Source organism: Halomonas zincidurans B6, assembly GCF_000731955.1.
In the GTDB taxonomy this organism is placed as follows: domain Bacteria; phylum Pseudomonadota; class Gammaproteobacteria; order Pseudomonadales; family Halomonadaceae; genus Modicisalibacter; species Modicisalibacter zincidurans.
In genome coordinates this window covers 3,355,971-3,370,708 of the sequence record NZ_JNCK01000001.1, presented here as the reverse complement: position 1 = coordinate 3,370,708, position 14,738 = coordinate 3,355,971, and the positions used below count along the sequence as shown (strand labels likewise).

Genomic DNA, 14,738 nt, shown 5'->3' with positions numbered 1-14,738 from the left:
TCCTTAGTGCGCGACGCCCGCGGCACCGTGTTCGTCGACCAGCGCCCCCGAGTGGAAGCGGTCGATGGAGAACGGCGCGGCAATCGGATGCATCTCGCCCTTGGCCAGGCTGGCGGCGAACACGTGGCCCGAGCCCGGCGTGGCCTTGAAGCCACCGGTGCCCCAGCCGCAGTTGAAGTAGAGTCCCTTGACCGGGGTGGCCGAGAGGATCGGGCAGGCGTCGGGGCAGGTATCGACGATGCCGCCCCATTGGCGGTTCATGCGCACCCGCGAGAAGATCGGGAACATCTCGACGATCGCCTGCAGGGTATGCTCCACCGTCGAGTAGCTGCCGCGCTGGCCGTAGCCGAGATAACCGTCGATGCCGGCGCCGATGACCAGGTCGCCCTTGTCCGACTGGCTGATGTAGCCATGCACGTGGTTGGACATCACCACCGTGTCGAGAATCGGCTTGAGCGGCTCCGAGACCAGCGCCTGCAGGGGATGCGACTCCAGCGGCAGCTTGAAGCCGGCCATCCTGGCCAGCACGCCGGAGTTGCCGGCCGCCACGCAACCCACGGTCTTGGCGCCGATGTCGCCGCGGTTGGTATGCACGCCGATCACCCGGCCATCGAGGATCTTGAAGCCGGTGACCTCGGTCTGCTGGAGGATGTCGACGCCACGTGCGTCGGCGCCGCGGGCGAACCCCCAGGCCACCGCATCGTGGCGCGCCACCCCGGCGCGCGGCTGCCAGGAGGCGCCCATCACCGGGTAGCGTGCGCGCTTCGAGCAGTCGAGGATCGGCACGATTTCCTGCACCTGGCGAGCGTCGAGCGCCTCGCTGTCGATGCCGTTGAGGCGGTTGGCATTCACCCGGCGCTGGATGTCGCGCATGTCCTGCAGGGTATGGCCGAGGTTCAACACCCCGCGTTGCGAGAACATCACGTTGTAGTTGAGATCCTGCGACAGCCCCTCCCAGAGTTTCATGGAATGCTCGTAGAGCGCCGCCGACTCGTCCCACAGATAGTTGGAACGCACGATCGTCGTATTACGAGCCGTATTGCCGCCGCCCAGCCAGCCCTTCTCGATCACCGCCACGTTGGTGATGCCGTGCTCCTTGGCCAGGTAGTAGGCGGTGGCCAGGCCGTGGCCGCCGCCGCCGACGATGATCACGTCGTAGTCTTTCTTGGGCGTGGGATTGCGCCACTGGCGCTGCCAGTTTTCATGATGGCTGAGCGCGTGCTTGACCAACCCGAAGCCGGAATAGCGTTGCATGGACTTTCTCCTCGATCGGCCCCCTCGGAGCCCGCTGACGGTCAGGCTCAGGCTACTGAGGTTGCGCTCTCGGCCGGCTCGCTGTTCTGGGCGTCGCCATACACCGGATAGCGCGCGCACAGCGAGGCCACCTTGTCGCGCACCTCGGCTTCCACCGCCCCGGTATCGCTCTGATCGGCGAGTCCATCGAGGATGTCGCAGATCCAGCCGGCCAGCTGTTCGCAATCGGCCTCGCCGAAGCCGCGGGTGGTGACCGCCGGGGTGCCGATGCGCAGCCCCGAGGTGACGAACGGGCTCTGCGGGTCGTTGGGCACGGCGTTCTTGTTGACGGTAATGTGCGCCCGGCCCAGCGCGGCATCCGCGTCCTTGCCGGTCACGCCCTGCTTGATCAGCGAGACCAGGAACAGGTGGTCGTCGGTACCGCCGGAGACGACATCAAAACCGCGCTCGACGAAGACCTGCGCCATGGCGCGGGCATTGCTGATGACCTGGTGCTGGTAGTTGACGAACGCCTGGCTCATGGCTTCCTTGAAAGCCACGGCCTTGGCGGCGATCACGTGCATCAGCGGGCCGCCCTGCTGGCCCGGGAACACCGCGCCGTTGAGCTTCTTGACCAGCGCCTCATCGGCGTTCGCCGCCAGGATCAGCCCGCCGCGCGGGCCGCGCAGCGTCTTGTGGGTGGTGGTGGTCACCACGTGGGCATGCGCCAGCGGGCTGGGGTAGAGCCCGGCGGCGACCAGCCCGGCGACATGCGCCATGTCGACCATCAGATAGGCCCCGACCTCGTCGGCGATAGTGCGAAAACGCCGCCAGTCGACCACTCGCGCATAGGCGGAGAAGCCGGCAATGATCATTTTGGGCCGATGGCTTTTCGCCAGGCGTTCGACTTCGGCGTAGTCGATCTCGCCGGTGTCGGGGTTCAGCCCGTACTGCACGGCATGGTAGTGCTTGCCGGAAAAGTTCGGCGCGGCGCCGTGGGTCAGGTGCCCGCCGTGAGCCAGGCTCATGCCCAGCACGGTATCGCCGGGCTTGATCAGCGCCATGAACACCGCCGCGTTGGCCTGGGCGCCGGAGTGCGGCTGGACGTTGGCGTAATCGGCGCCGAACAGATCGCAGGCGCGCTCGATGGCCAGCGTCTCGACCTTGTCGACGAACTCGCAGCCGCCGTAATAGCGCTTGCCCGGATAGCCCTCGGCGTACTTGTTGGTCAACTGGGTGCCCTGGGCCTCCATCACGGCGCGACTGGCGTAGTTCTCGGAAGCGATCAGCTCGATGTGCGCTTCCTGGCGTGCGCTTTCATCGGCGATAGCGGCGGCGACCTGGGAATCGTAAGCGGCAAGACCAACCTGATTCATGTCGGGATCCTCTTGTTTTGGTGGTAGGCAGAAGGCCTCTTGAATCTATCGGCAACCGGCAGACGGGAAAAATTTGAAATCCTTATGCCTCGATAACGGCTGTCCGGCACATCCAGCCCATGCCTTGATTAAAGGGTAGCCGACGCGCCAATGATTGAATAAATGCGACAGGCTTGCTGAATGTCCTGGCCATGGCGGGATTTGTCATCGCCCCGTTTCAACCGCCGGGATGACCGGGGCGGGATGCCTGAGTCGCAAGGAGCCGCGACGATAAGGGATACCACTTAGAGTGCCGGGCGGCCCTCGACATGCAGGAAGAAGGGGTCGACCTGATCGCGGCCGGTCTCGTTGGCACGTTTGCGCATTTCCGACGGGGTTACGCCGAAAGCGCTGCGGAAGTGGCGGGAGAAATGTGCGGTATCGGCGAAGCCGCAGCGCTCGCCGATCTCGGTGACGCTCTTGCCGGTATAATGAAGCAGCCATAGTCCGTAGCGCAGGCGCAGGTCCCGGGCGAACTTTTGCGGACCGACACCCAGCGTCTCGCGAAACCGGCGTTCCAGATTGCGCCGCGAGGTCCCCACCCGCTCGGCCAGCACGTCCATCGACATGGCTTCGCCCAGGTGTTGCTCGAGCACCGCGAGAGAACGGCGCACCAGACGGTCCTCGATCTTGCCGAAGACCACCGGCTGCGGCTGAGGCTGCGTGCCATCCCGAGCCTCCTCGAGTAGCATGATATGCAGGCTCTTCATGGCCCACGCCTTGCCCAGGTGACGTTCGATCAGATAGGCCGCCAGGTCCGCCGCCGCGGCACCTCCCGCGCAGGTGATTTGGTCACCGTCGTCGACAAACAAGCGATCGGCCACCGGCTCGATGGCGGGGAAGCGTTGAATCATGTCTCGATGGTGATACCAACTGACACAGCAACGCCTCCCCGTCATCAACCCCGCCTGGATCAGGGCGAAGACCCCGGTACACAGCCCCACCAGTGGAACCCCGGCACCGGCCGCCCGACGCAGGTAGGCCAGTGCCATGGCATCCCTACGGGCCTTTTCATCCTGCACGCCGCCGATGACCACGATATAGTCGAACTCGGTCGGGTCCCGGAATGTCACGCAGGGCGAGACGGTCGCGCCGCAGCTGGACAGGGCCGGCTCGCCGGTGCTGGTCATGAAGGTCCAATGGCAACGCAACTGTCGGCTGCGATCCCCCTCGTCGGCGGCCAGGCGCAGGCAATCGACGAAGGCAGCAAACGGCAGCAGCGTGAAACGGTGCAACAGGACGAAGCCCACGGAAAGGGGTTCATCCCGGGGAGAGAGGTTCATCATTGCTCCTGGCATCATGGCGTGGCGTCACGCGCCCCCGGAGACAGGCCGGGCATTTAGCGTATCCTGCCATCCGGCTGTACGACACGAAAGTACGGTGAAGGGATGAACTGAGCGCTACATAACATAATAAAGTAGAAACTCGAAATTCAAACCTATCACTCTGTGGCTGAACGATGACAAATATACCTACAGACTTGTTGAGAACGTTCATCACGATCAAGGACCTGGGCGGTTTTACCAGTGCCGGTGAGTTGCTTGGCCGGTCCCAGCCAGCCATCAGTCTTCAGGTCAAGAAGCTGGAGGAGATCCTCAATACCAAGATCTTTCTCAGGGGCTCCAGTCTGGAATTGACCGAGGATGGAGAATATCTTTACCAAGCAGCCAGACAGATCCTGGAGATCAATGACCAGATCATCGCCAAGGTAAGAGGTGAAAATGTCTCGGGAAAAGTCCGTCTCGGCATACCCAACGACTTCGAGCTGGCATTTCTCCCCAAGGCGTTGAGAAATCTTTCAAGAGTCTACCCCAACATCCTCATCGAGGTGGACTGTGAGATCAGCAAGGTGATCCTTCAGCGCTATCAGAAAGGACACTACGATATCGCCCTGGCCATGGAGCGAGAGAAGGAGAGCGAGAGCAGGGATTCACGAGACTACCGCCTGGAGCATCTCGAGTGGGTCTACAAGGAAGGCCATTTGGCCAACTACGATGATGATCCGGTTCCTCTAATCGCCTATCCACAGGGATGCATCTATCGATCGATCATGGAAGGGGCGCTGCGGGCCCAGGAATACTCCTATCGTTTCATGTATACCAGCACCAGTCTGCTCGGTATTTTTTCGGCAGTGGAGGAAGGGCTCGGCATCACCGCCATGGCTAGCTCCGTCATACCTGACCACCTCAAGCATGTAGGGAGCACCGTGAACCTTCCTTCCCTTGAGCAAGTTTGCATCGGGCTTCACTACAAGGAACCCGAACTAAACGTAGCCTCAAGACATGTATTGGATTTTCTGAGATCGGGGATTGCCAACCTGTGACCGGCGGCTTGCTTCCCCTCGGGTAGTGCCGGCATACGTATAGCAAACTGACCTGCCGGTCAGATAATGGCCGGCAAGCCAGGTGCCTTCAGGGTGACACTTCGGGCACGTCATTCTCGAGCATGAACCCCCGATGGGTGACAAGCCAGGGCTGTCAGAGGCTGTCAGATGCCTGAAACGTCCCCTGTGTGTCAACCTGAACCATGCACCGGCTCAGTGAGTTAAACTCGATTTCAGAGCCCGAGGTTCAGGTTGTAGCCGCCAAGCTCGGCCTGCATATTCCCAAGGCCTGTGGCATGGGCATCTGTGGCACCTGCCGGATGGGCTCAGATTCGGCCACGTGGTAATGGATCATAATGGCGGCATCACCGGACTCTATTCGTTTTATCTCCCGGCTTTTTGGCGGTAACCACGTTATATCGATGCTCTCTGAAAGGCGACGCGTTTGGTCACCAACGAAACACCGATGTAGCAAACCGAAGACACCACACAGCCGGTCAGCGGCCCGATCAGCCAGCCCACATCGGCGAACAGCATCATGTAGCCGCTGGTGCCGAAGCCGGTCAGCATGGCGACCAGCGCGCCCCAGGCCGAGCCCTGCCAGAAGGTGGAGATGAACACCGGTCCGATCATACTGGCCAGCAGGGTGCCGGTGCCCAGGATACCCAGCCACGAAAGCATGAAGGGCGGTGCATAGAGCATCATCAAAAGCGCAACCACGCCCAGGATGACCACCGCGAAGCGGTTGATCCACAGCACCAGCGCGGCGCTCTTGAAGGCGTGGCTGAAAATCGCCAGGCGCAGGTCATGAGAGGTCGCCGAGGCCACGGTGTGCAGCAGTGAGTTGGCGGTAGACTTCATGGCGAACAGGATGAACAGTGTTATCAGCCCTTCCAGCGCCGGCGGCATGAACTGCTCCAGATACACCGGCATGGCATTATCCGGGTCCGCCAGGTCGGGCACCTGGGCCCTGACATAGAGGCCAACCAGCGGCACCAGGCTGAGTAAAGCCCCCAGAATCGCCACATAGACACCCGCCTTGTGCAGCTTGACGTCCGGTTTGAAGGCCAGGAAGCGTATAGCCATGAACGGCAGCACCGCGGCAAACAGGAAGGCATAGGGCAGCACCAGGAATACTGTCGCCACGCTATCGCCATAGGGCCCCCCGGTGGCAGGATTCAGGAGTTCCGGGTCGATGGCATTGAGCGAGGCTTCCCACTCCCCCAGGTTCACGCTGCCGAAGATCTGCACCATTATGAGCACAGCGGCAACCGACATGCCGCAGACCATCACGGTATCGGTCCAGGCCACCGCAGCGAGGCCGCCCAGCATGGTATAGAGGATGATAACGCCGACCATCAGCAGGGCGCTCTGGGTCAGGTCAATGCCCAGCCAGCTCGCGCCCAGCAGGCCGACGGCCTTGATCTGGCTGGTCAGGAACACCAGCAGCAGCAGGATGGTGATGAGCGCCGCGACCCCTTGTACAAGCCGGCCCATATTGCCGCCGCCATGAATCTGGGCGATATACTCGGGAATCGTGTTGCTGCCCATGTCCGCTGCCTTGCGCTGCAAGAAGCGCGCGAAATACAGCACCGCTATCATCATCGCCGGCGCGAAGAAGAAGTTGCCGAGCACCTCTATCGCCCCGAATTGATAGGTCACGCCTGGCGAGCCCATGAACCCCCAGCCACTGAAGCCGGTAGCAACGATGGTACTGGCGCCGACGAAGGCGCCCAGCGAACGCCCGGCGACGAGAAAGCCTCCTTCATCGCCCTTCTTCATCATTCTGGACGAAAGGAAGCCCAGGTAGATCATCAGGCCGAAGGTGAGAAACAGAAGTCCCCAGTTGAATAGCTTGTAGGAATCCATCGCCGACTACCTCCTGTGCTCTTGTTGTTTGCGCTTGAGTTCGCGACGCAGGTAAGTTGCCCCGGCATGAACAAGCATATAGCCTGTCAATATTAAAAAAGTGGTTAATACCCAGGAATTCATATCTTATCCTTTTTTGTTGGCCAAAATCATAGGGATTTTTCACACTTCCTCCGAAGTCATTCCTCAAGCTATTTCACGTGGAACCCGTCGACAAATTTGAAAAATAAATGCCATCATAACGTCTATCAATGAATGCAACATAAGGGCATATCGACAGATATTATAAGAATACCATTTATAACCAAGGATATAGAGCATTAACCAGTGCTGGCGAATTTCTTGGGGAGTCACAGCCTGCCATTAGCCTCCAGGTCAAGAAGCTTGAGTCGCTTCTCTATACCCAAGTATTCCTGAGAGGATCCAGCCTTGAGACAACCGAAGATGGTGAATATCTCTATCAGGCATCCAAGCAGATACTCGAGGTCAATGACTGTACAGCTTCGCACTTAAAAGGGGAGCATATTTCCGGCCGTGCCAGACTGGGAGTCACAAATGATTTTGAGCTTGTCTTCCCGCCCAAGGCTGTTAGAAACCTTACGCGCACCTACCCGGATATCATGGTCGAGGTAGACTGCGATATCAGCAAGATTATCTATCAGCGCTTTCAGAAGCATCAATACGACATCGGCTTGATCATGGAGCCCGAAAGGTCTCGGGAGGATCGGGATAGCCGCGACTACCGCATAGATGAGTTGGCCTGGATCATCTCGATAGTAGAAGAAAGTCTCGGGTTGGCCGCCATAGCCACTTATGTCGTGCCACCTCATCTATCCAATGTGCTTGAAGCAGATAGCCTGCCAAAACTGGAGCGGTCAGCATAGATCTCCACTACCGCGAGCGAGAACTGAGCGTGACCAGCCGATACGTCTTCGACTTCCTGCGTGCCGGACTGGCCAACCTGGAGAAGAATGAGTTCGGCAGCCCCGTCCTTCGCTAGGCGCTGCGCAGTTGCCGGGCGATTCCCTTGAGACACTCATCGAGTATCAGGCGGCCCTTTTCCGCCGTAGCCTTCACCGGCGACGACAGAGTACCGCTCTCGGCCACCCAGCTCGGATCTGCGGGGAATACGTCGTAAGGCGGGAAAGTCGCCGGATCCACATGCACCGCCCTGTCCATATCGACAAGTGCCGGGTGAATCTCGAGCATGATCGAGGTTTCCAGGATGCCACCGTGTTCCACGGCCCAGCCGGTGAAGCCGTCGGGGAATACCTTGGCGATGGTCTCTTCGCTGATGTAATCCCAGTAGGAAAGCAGATAGACCCTGACCTCCAGGCCACGTAGCGTGCACTGCTTGACCAGCTTGTCGGCGGCTTCGCACAGGAACATGGAATTCTCGAAATGGCCATTGATCAGAACGAACTCGCGGTTGCCGTGATTCACATAGGCCATCAGTACATCGTAGACATACTGCTCGAGGGCGCTCCCCGAAACGCAGGTGGTGCCGGGAAAGAAATTGCCACCGCCGGACTTCACCTGGGACTTGTAGCCGTAGGCGATGGCCGGCGCCACCAACACGTCGTCGCATTGCTGGGCCACCTGCTCGGCGATATGGCTGGGAATCAGCACGTCCGGGTTGAGGGACATGTGCGGGCCATGCTGCTCGATGGCCCCGACCGGCAGGATGATCCTGCAACGACCGTCCTGGATGGCTTCCCGATAGGAAATCCAGTCCATATTTTCCAGTTTCACGTTGCACATAAACACTCACTCGTCATTTCTCGGTTCATTGCGGTCCAGCCGCCGACCTTGAAGAAAGGTCGGCGACGGGGCAGGCGTTATACCGGATCCTTTACCGCCACCATGGCATGCTCCCGGGCATAATACTCATCATTCAGCGCCTTGTTGATCGATATGGCGATCAGCGCCATGATGATCGAGAAAGGCAAGGCCGCGAGTATCGCCCCTGTCTGCAACGAGGTCAGTGCCGCGGTGCCGCCGGCTACCAGCAGCACGGCAGCGACGACCCCTTGTATCACCCCCCAGGTCACGCGGTGGCGTCTCAGGGGGTGCGGCTCACCTTCGCTGAGAATGGTGGTAATGACGAGCGTCCCGGAATCCGATGATGTGATGAAGTAGGTCGAGACCAGAACGGCACCGATGAAGCCGATGATCATGCCCACCACGCCCGGATCAATCGCCTGAAATGTGGCGAATAAGGCCAACGAAACATTACCGCTGACGGCTTCGGAAATACCGCCGTCGCCGAACAGTTCGACGTACAGCGCCGAGCCACCATAGGCAGATATCCACACGAAGGAAAGCAGGCCCGATACGCCGATGACACCGAAGATAAACTCGCGAATGGTCCGGCCCCTGGAGACACGAGCGATAAACACACCGACGAAGGGAGACCAGGATATCCACCAGCCCCAATAGAAAATGGTCCACCAGCCCTGCCAGACATCCTGCCAGCTACCACCTTGGTTCCTGGCCAGCTCCGTGGAACCAGCATAGAAGTTGAGCGGTATCAGGTTAAACAGGTAGTCACCGAAGGAATCGAACATGTTGGTGATGATGTAGCGGGTCGGCCCGAAGAGGAAGAAGAAAGCCAGCACCACGAAGGTCAGATACATGTTGGCAATAGAGAGGTACTTGATGCCGCGCTTGAGCCCCGTCATGACCGAAATCAAGGCCAGTACGGAGATGATCGCAATCAGCACCACCTGAACCTGGACCGTTACTGGAACCTCCCACAGAAAGTTGATGCCCGCGTTGATCTGCTGAACGCCCAGCCCCAGGGACGTGGCGATGCCGAACAGGGTGGCGAAGATGGCGATCACGTCGATGAGATTGCCGATCCAGCCGTTGACCTTCTCGCCCAGCAAGGGATAGAGGGTATAGCGAATACTCAGAGGTTTATTATAGCGATAGGCCATCAGCGCCAGGCCCAGGGCCACGATGCAGTAAATCGCCCAGGCGTTGAAGCCCCAGTGGAAGTAAGCGAGTCGCATCGCCACCGTGGCTGCCTCGGCATTGCCCACCGCCTCGGAAAACGGCGTTCCCCCCGAGAAATGCATCACCGGCTCGGCAATCGACCAGAAAATGATGCCGATGCCTTGTCCTGCCGCGTAGAGCATGGCGAACCAGGCGAAATAGCTGAACTCCGGCTTGTCGCCAGGGGCACCAAGCTTGATATTGCCGTGCTTGCTGAAGGCAAGGTACGTCAAAAAAGCCAGGAAAGACGCGGCAAGACCCACGTACCACCAGTTGAGATAGAGAGTGATGTAGGTTCGCCCGAGGTTGATTAGGCGCAGAAAGGCGTCGGGTACGAGAATGGAGAAGAGGATGAAGGCAGTGACAATGAGTAGCGATATCACCGTCACCCAAGGATTGATGCCCCTGAAGGGCCCAGAATGCAGGATCATAGACAGCTCCCGTTGTTTTTTTAATGGGAAATAGCAGGGGAGTGTTGGCTCCCCTTTCGTTTCCGTCTGTTATTTCACGATGTTGTGCTCCGGGCCATACGGGAAGCCGGTGATATTCTCGGCACTATGCTCGTTGACCACCAGAATATCGTGCTCGCGGTAGCCGCCGGCACCCGGCTGGCCTTCCGGCACCATGATCATCGGCTCCATGGAGATGACCATGTTGGGTTCGAGCACGGTCTCGACATCCTCGCGCAGCTCCAGGCCCGCCTCGCGACCGTAGTAATGGCTCAGCGTCCCGAAGGAATGGCCGTAACCGAAGGTGCGGTACTTGAGCAGGTCGTGTTTGGCGAAGATCTCGTTGAGCTCATGGGCAATGTCGCAGCAACGCACGCCGGGCTTGATCAGTTCCTGGCCGCGGCGGTGAACCTCGCAGTTCACCTCCCACAGGCGCAGATGCTCATCGGAGGCATGGCCGAGGAACAGGGTGCGCTCCAGGGCCGTGTAGTAGCCGGAGATCATCGGGAAGGTGTTCAGGCTGAGGATATCGCCGGGCTGCACACGGCGGCTGGTCACCGGGTTATGGGCGCCGTCGGTGTTGATACCGGACTGGAACCACACCCAGGTATCCATCAGCTCGCTGTTGGGGTAGGTCTTGGCGATCTCGCGCACCATGGCGGCCTGACCGGCCAGCGACACCTCGTACTCCGGCACACCGGCATGGATGGCATCGCGCACAGCCACGCCGCCCACGTCGGCGATCCGAGCACCCTGGCGAATCAGCGCGATCTCCTCGACCGACTTGACCATGCGCATCCGCATGGTGGGCACGCCGATGTCGACAAACTCGACGCCACCCAGGGCATCCTTGAGCTTCTGCTGGTTCTGCAGGGTGACGTGGTCGTACTCGATGCCCACGCGCTTGCTGCCTTCGCACAGCTGCTTGATGGCCTTGAAGAAGTTGTCCTTCTGCCAGTCGGTGTAGACGATGTTGTCACCCAGGCGGGTGCGACGATAGGGCTGACCGCCGTCGATGTTGGCGGTCACCGTGGTGAAGGTGTCCTGGGTGATGACCAGGCCGTAGTCGCGGCCGAACTTGCAGTAGACGAAATCGGTGAAGTAGTTGATGTTGTGATAGGAAGTCATAACCACGGCATCGACACCGTTGTCCGCCATATAGCTTCTCAACTTATCGAGGCGACCGCGCATTTCGGCACCCGAAAAAGTTGATGTTACTTTTTCCCCGTTAGAGATTTCAATGATGGATGGAAGCTGCATTTCCTTCTCCTCTTGCTTGATTTTACGCCACATTAATTGTAGGTTTCGACCCGATCTTTATTGAAAAAGCACCATCGGCTGCCGCTTCGCTTCTGGCAGAAAACTCGAACAAAGATAGATTGTGATCCTTTTCCAAAACCCTTATTACTCTTATTACCTGAGGAAACTCCTCTTCTTCCACCAGAACTTCAAAACCAACTAGCTTCACCCCTGAAAGACTGGCCGCATAAGAAGCCTTTATCCTGAGCGCAGCGTCTGCATCACGTTGCAGCCCTCTTGGCATCAGACCAGCGGCCGCTTTTTCTTTAACCCTGAAAACCAATGCCCAGACTTTCATGTTCATGCCTTTGCTCCCGCCTTGACTGACTATCGTCAAGGGCGCCTTCTCAACGCAAATAACTAGTCCAAATGCAGGCATTTCTGTAAGTAATGCTTATTCCTTTCAAGGGCTTGAATGGCATTATCCATGCTCTGAATGAAGAGCCGCTCACCTGAAACGTTCGTTACAGACCAACTAGGCACCCTGCTGAGGTGCGCCGGTCGGCCTCGCTTGCCTGCGTCGTCATTGCATTGCCAGACGTCGTCGATAGACAACTCCCTCCTGCGGGCCTGTTCCACTCTGTTGGAGCCAAGCTAGGAACTACCGATACCAGCCATTCAACCAGTTCCGGCTGTATCTCGAATCCAAGGCAACGACATACAAACAAGAGGAATCAGCATGTCGGACAATCGCGGTGTCGTTTATATCGGTCCGGGCAACGTCGAAGTGCAGGATATTGCCTACCCCCGGATGGAAGCGCCCAATGGCCGCGCCATCGAGCATGGGGTCATTCTGAAAGTCGTCTCCACCAATATCTGCGGCTCGGACCAGCACATGGTGCGGGGCCGAACCACAGCGCCGTCCGGCATGGTGCTGGGTCACGAGATCACCGGCGAGGTGATCGAAAAGGGCAAGGACGTCGAGTTTCTCGATATCGGCGACCTCGTCTCGGTGCCCTTCAATGTCGCCTGCGGGCGCTGCCGTACCTGCAAGGAAGGGCATACCGGCGTCTGCCTGCACGTCAACGACGATCGGGCCGGCGGTGCCTACGGCTATGTCGACATGGGCGGCTGGGTGGGCGGCCAGGCGCGCTATGTCATGGTGCCGTACGCCGACTTCAATCTGCTCAAGTTTCCCGATCGCGACCAGGCCATGGCCAATATTCGCGATCTGACCATGTTGAGCGACATCCTGCCGACCGGCTTCCACGGCGCATTGAACGCCAAGGTCGGCGTCGGCTCGACGGTGTATGTGGCAGGCGCCGGGCCGGTGGGCCTGGCGGCAGCGGCCTCGGCACGCCTGCTGGGCGCCGCCGTGGTGATGATCGGCGACTTCAACCAGCAGCGCCTGGAACATGCCCGCAAGATGGGCTTCGAGCCGGTGGATCTTGGCAAGCACGACCGGCTGGGCGAGATGATCGCGGCGATCGTCGGCGAGCCCCAGGTGGACAGCGCCATCGACGCGGTCGGCTTCGAGGCGGTGGGTCATGGCGGCAAGGAGCAGCCCGCCGTGGTGCTCAACCAGATGATGGAGGTGACCCGCGAAGCCGGTTCGATCGGTATTCCCGGGTTGTACGTCACCGAAGATCCCGGCGCGACGGAGCAGGCGGCCCAGACCGGCAACCTGAGCCTGCGCTTCGGCCTGGGCTGGGCCAAGGCTCACTCCTTCCACACCGGGCAGACGCCGGTGGTGCAGTACAACCGTCAGCTGATGCAGGCGATCCTGCATGGCAGGCTCAACATCGCCGAGATCGTCAACGCCCAGGTCATTTCACTGGAAGACGCACCGCAGGGTTACCAGCAATTCGATTCCGGTGCGGCCAGCAAGTTCGTGCTCGATCCGCACGGGCTGCTGGGCGCGGCGTAACCGCTGCGAATTCGCCCCCCTGACGCGATCAAGCCAACCCCCATGGGGTTGGCTTTCTTGATTCCCACGGTTTTCCTCTGTCGCTCGGCTAGAAGTCGACGACCAGGTTGCCCTTGGGTCGGCTGCAGCAGGACAGGATATACCCCTCTTCGATATCCTCGTCGGTGATCCCGCCGTTGTGATCCATCTCCACCTCTCCGGACTTGAGCCCGACGCGGCAGGTACCGCAGATTCCCATGCCGCATGCCTTGGGGATGTGCAGGCCGAGTTTCGATGCAGCCGCATGAACCGTTTCGCTAGGCTGGATACGCACGCTCTTTCCCGAGCTGGCAAATTCGACACACAGCAGATCCGCGTAATCGACTTCCTCGGCGGCGGCCTCGGCCTGCTCGGCGAGCTCCAGCACCTCCTCCTGGACCTCGACCGGCGTGGCGCCGAACGACTCCTCGTGATAGTGGCTCATGTCGAAGCCGTTATCGCGCAGGATGCGCTTGACTGCGTTCATGTACGGCGTGGGGCCGCAGCAGAAGATCTCGCGTTCGAGGTAGTCCGGGGCCATCAGCTCCAGCATCGGCTGGGTCAGGTAGCCGCGATAGCCGGCCCAGGCCTCGCCGATGTCGTCCTTGTTCTCGCACACCACGTGCAGCTTGAACGCGGGGATCCGCGAGAACATGTGTACCAGCTCGCGGTGGTAGATGACATCGCGCGGTGCCCGTGCACTGTGGATGAACTCGACGTCGACGTTGGCATTGGTGTCGAAGAACCAGCGCGTCATCGACATCAGCGGCGTGATGCCCACCCCGCCGGACAGGAACAGCACCTTGTCGGCGGGAAAGTCCATCACGTTGAAGTTGCCCACCGGGCCGTGCACCGCCAGCTCGTCGCCGACCTTCATGTTGTCGTGCAGCCAGCTGGAGACCTTGCCGCCCGGCATGCGCTTGACGGAAATCGAAAAGCTGTAGGGAATCGACGGCGAACTGGAGATGGTATAGGAGCGCATGATCTGCTCGCCCTCGATCTCCAGCTCCAGGGTGACGAACTGTCCCGGCTTGAAGAAGAACAGCACCGGCTGTTCGGCCATGAAGCAAAAGGTGCGCACATCCCAGGTTTCCTGAATCACCTTGACGCAGCGGACGTTGTGACGGCCGTTGGTCCAGGTCTGGGTAGTGACCGGGTTGAAGAAGTTCATTGTCATGTCGTCTCTGCCTGGCAGTGCCGTGGCTACGCCTCCGTCGGCGCTTCAGCGTCGTTGATGCGCCAACGCCTATTCATGCTCGCATTCTGCG

12 protein-coding genes and 1 pseudogene are annotated in these 14,738 nt (G+C 59.7%); 4 read left to right on the top strand and 9 right to left on the bottom strand.

All coding sequences use genetic code 11. The features are described 5' to 3' along the window. Positions 1 to 3 precede the first annotated feature (3 nt). From HALZIN_RS0115810 to HALZIN_RS0115800, 3 genes are all read right to left on the bottom strand, one after another. Entirely contained in the window at positions 4 to 1,254 is a 1,251-nt protein-coding gene (locus tag HALZIN_RS0115810) for a sarcosine oxidase subunit beta family protein (protein ID WP_031385153.1), read from the bottom strand. 47 nt (positions 1,255 to 1,301) lie between these two features. Continuing rightward, positions 1,302 to 2,609 (bottom strand): serine hydroxymethyltransferase, encoded by a 1,308-nt coding sequence (gene glyA, locus HALZIN_RS0115805; RefSeq protein WP_031385152.1) that lies wholly within the window; start codon positions 2,607 to 2,609, stop codon positions 1,302 to 1,304. Positions 2,610 to 2,893: 284 nt separating this feature from the next. Further along, positions 2,894 to 3,931 carry a GlxA family transcriptional regulator gene (locus HALZIN_RS0115800; protein ID WP_031385151.1) on the bottom strand — a complete coding sequence of 346 codons (1,038 nt, stop codon included), beginning with the start codon at positions 3,929 to 3,931 and terminating at the stop codon, positions 2,894 to 2,896. 176 nt (positions 3,932 to 4,107) lie between these two features. Here HALZIN_RS0115800 and HALZIN_RS0115795 point away from each other — a divergent pair, with 176 nt between their 5' ends. Then, a complete protein-coding gene (locus HALZIN_RS0115795) occupies positions 4,108 to 4,971 on the top strand; it encodes a LysR family transcriptional regulator (RefSeq protein ID WP_031385150.1) in 864 nt (287 codons plus the stop codon). Between the two features lie 245 nt (positions 4,972 to 5,216). Beyond that, positions 5,217 to 5,341, top strand: a pseudogene (locus HALZIN_RS17990) (2Fe-2S iron-sulfur cluster-binding protein); the annotation flags it as partial. A 44-nt stretch (positions 5,342 to 5,385) separates the two neighbouring features. On the opposite strand, the gene HALZIN_RS0115790 reads toward HALZIN_RS17990, so the two are convergent. Further along, entirely contained in the window at positions 5,386 to 6,840 is a 1,455-nt protein-coding gene (locus tag HALZIN_RS0115790; protein WP_031385149.1) for a sodium:solute symporter family protein, read from the bottom strand. A 272-nt stretch (positions 6,841 to 7,112) separates the two neighbouring features. Between HALZIN_RS0115790 and HALZIN_RS18620 the strand changes: the two genes are divergently transcribed. Continuing rightward, on the top strand, positions 7,113 to 7,724 hold the full coding sequence (locus HALZIN_RS18620) for a LysR family transcriptional regulator (RefSeq protein WP_328286642.1): 612 nt from the start codon (positions 7,113 to 7,115) through the stop codon (positions 7,722 to 7,724). 112 nt (positions 7,725 to 7,836) lie between these two features. Here HALZIN_RS18620 and HALZIN_RS0115775 read toward each other — a convergent pair whose 3' ends face one another. The 4 genes from HALZIN_RS0115775 to HALZIN_RS0115760 all read right to left on the bottom strand — a co-directional run bounded on the left by HALZIN_RS0115775 (position 7,837) and on the right by HALZIN_RS0115760 (position 11,889). Further along, positions 7,837 to 8,601, bottom strand: coding sequence for a creatininase (locus tag HALZIN_RS0115775; RefSeq protein WP_031385147.1), 765 nt, complete (start codon positions 8,599 to 8,601; stop codon positions 7,837 to 7,839). Between the two features lie 77 nt (positions 8,602 to 8,678). Further along, positions 8,679 to 10,268, bottom strand: a complete 1,590-nt coding sequence (locus HALZIN_RS0115770) for a BCCT family transporter (protein WP_031385146.1) — start codon at positions 10,266 to 10,268, stop codon at positions 8,679 to 8,681. Positions 10,269 to 10,337: 69 nt separating this feature from the next. After that, positions 10,338 to 11,546 (bottom strand): M24 family metallopeptidase, encoded by a 1,209-nt coding sequence (locus HALZIN_RS0115765; RefSeq protein WP_031385145.1) that lies wholly within the window; start codon positions 11,544 to 11,546, stop codon positions 10,338 to 10,340. A gap of 22 nt (positions 11,547 to 11,568) precedes the next feature. Beyond that, a complete protein-coding gene (locus tag HALZIN_RS0115760; RefSeq protein ID WP_150113131.1) occupies positions 11,569 to 11,889 on the bottom strand; it encodes a hypothetical protein in 321 nt (106 codons plus the stop codon). Positions 11,890 to 12,264: 375 nt separating this feature from the next. On the opposite strand from HALZIN_RS0115760, the gene fdhA reads away from it, so the two are divergent. Beyond that, on the top strand, positions 12,265 to 13,452 hold the full coding sequence (fdhA, locus tag HALZIN_RS0115755; RefSeq protein ID WP_031385143.1) for a formaldehyde dehydrogenase, glutathione-independent: 1,188 nt from the start codon (positions 12,265 to 12,267) through the stop codon (positions 13,450 to 13,452). Between the two features lie 88 nt (positions 13,453 to 13,540). Here the strand turns inward: fdhA and HALZIN_RS0115750 are convergent, their stop codons facing one another. Further along, positions 13,541 to 14,647, bottom strand: coding sequence for an FAD-binding oxidoreductase (locus HALZIN_RS0115750; RefSeq protein WP_031385142.1), 1,107 nt, complete (start codon positions 14,645 to 14,647; stop codon positions 13,541 to 13,543). Positions 14,648 to 14,738 lie beyond the last annotated feature (91 nt).

Excerpts from the sequence above, each read along its gene's own strand:
- HALZIN_RS0115810 (WP_031385153.1), bottom strand. The coding sequence starts at position 1,254 with ATGCAACGCTATTCCGGCTTCGGGTTGGTCAAGCACGCGCTCAGCCAT.
- glyA (WP_031385152.1), bottom strand. The coding sequence starts at position 2,609 with ATGAATCAGGTTGGTCTTGCCGCTTACGATTCCCAGGTCGCCGCCGCT.
- HALZIN_RS0115800 (WP_031385151.1), bottom strand. The coding sequence starts at position 3,931 with ATGAACCTCTCTCCCCGGGATGAACCCCTTTCCGTGGGCTTCGTCCTG.
- HALZIN_RS0115795 (WP_031385150.1), top strand. The coding sequence starts at position 4,108 with ATGACAAATATACCTACAGACTTGTTGAGAACGTTCATCACGATCAAG.
- HALZIN_RS0115790 (WP_031385149.1), bottom strand. The coding sequence starts at position 6,840 with ATGGATTCCTACAAGCTATTCAACTGGGGACTTCTGTTTCTCACCTTC.
- HALZIN_RS0115775 (WP_031385147.1), bottom strand. The coding sequence starts at position 8,601 with ATGTGCAACGTGAAACTGGAAAATATGGACTGGATTTCCTATCGGGAA.
- HALZIN_RS0115770 (WP_031385146.1), bottom strand. The coding sequence starts at position 10,268 with ATGATCCTGCATTCTGGGCCCTTCAGGGGCATCAATCCTTGGGTGACG.
- HALZIN_RS0115765 (WP_031385145.1), bottom strand. The coding sequence starts at position 11,546 with ATGCAGCTTCCATCCATCATTGAAATCTCTAACGGGGAAAAAGTAACA.
- HALZIN_RS0115760 (WP_150113131.1), bottom strand. The coding sequence starts at position 11,889 with ATGAACATGAAAGTCTGGGCATTGGTTTTCAGGGTTAAAGAAAAAGCG.
- fdhA (WP_031385143.1), top strand. The coding sequence starts at position 12,265 with ATGTCGGACAATCGCGGTGTCGTTTATATCGGTCCGGGCAACGTCGAA.
- HALZIN_RS0115750 (WP_031385142.1), bottom strand. The coding sequence starts at position 14,647 with ATGACAATGAACTTCTTCAACCCGGTCACTACCCAGACCTGGACCAAC.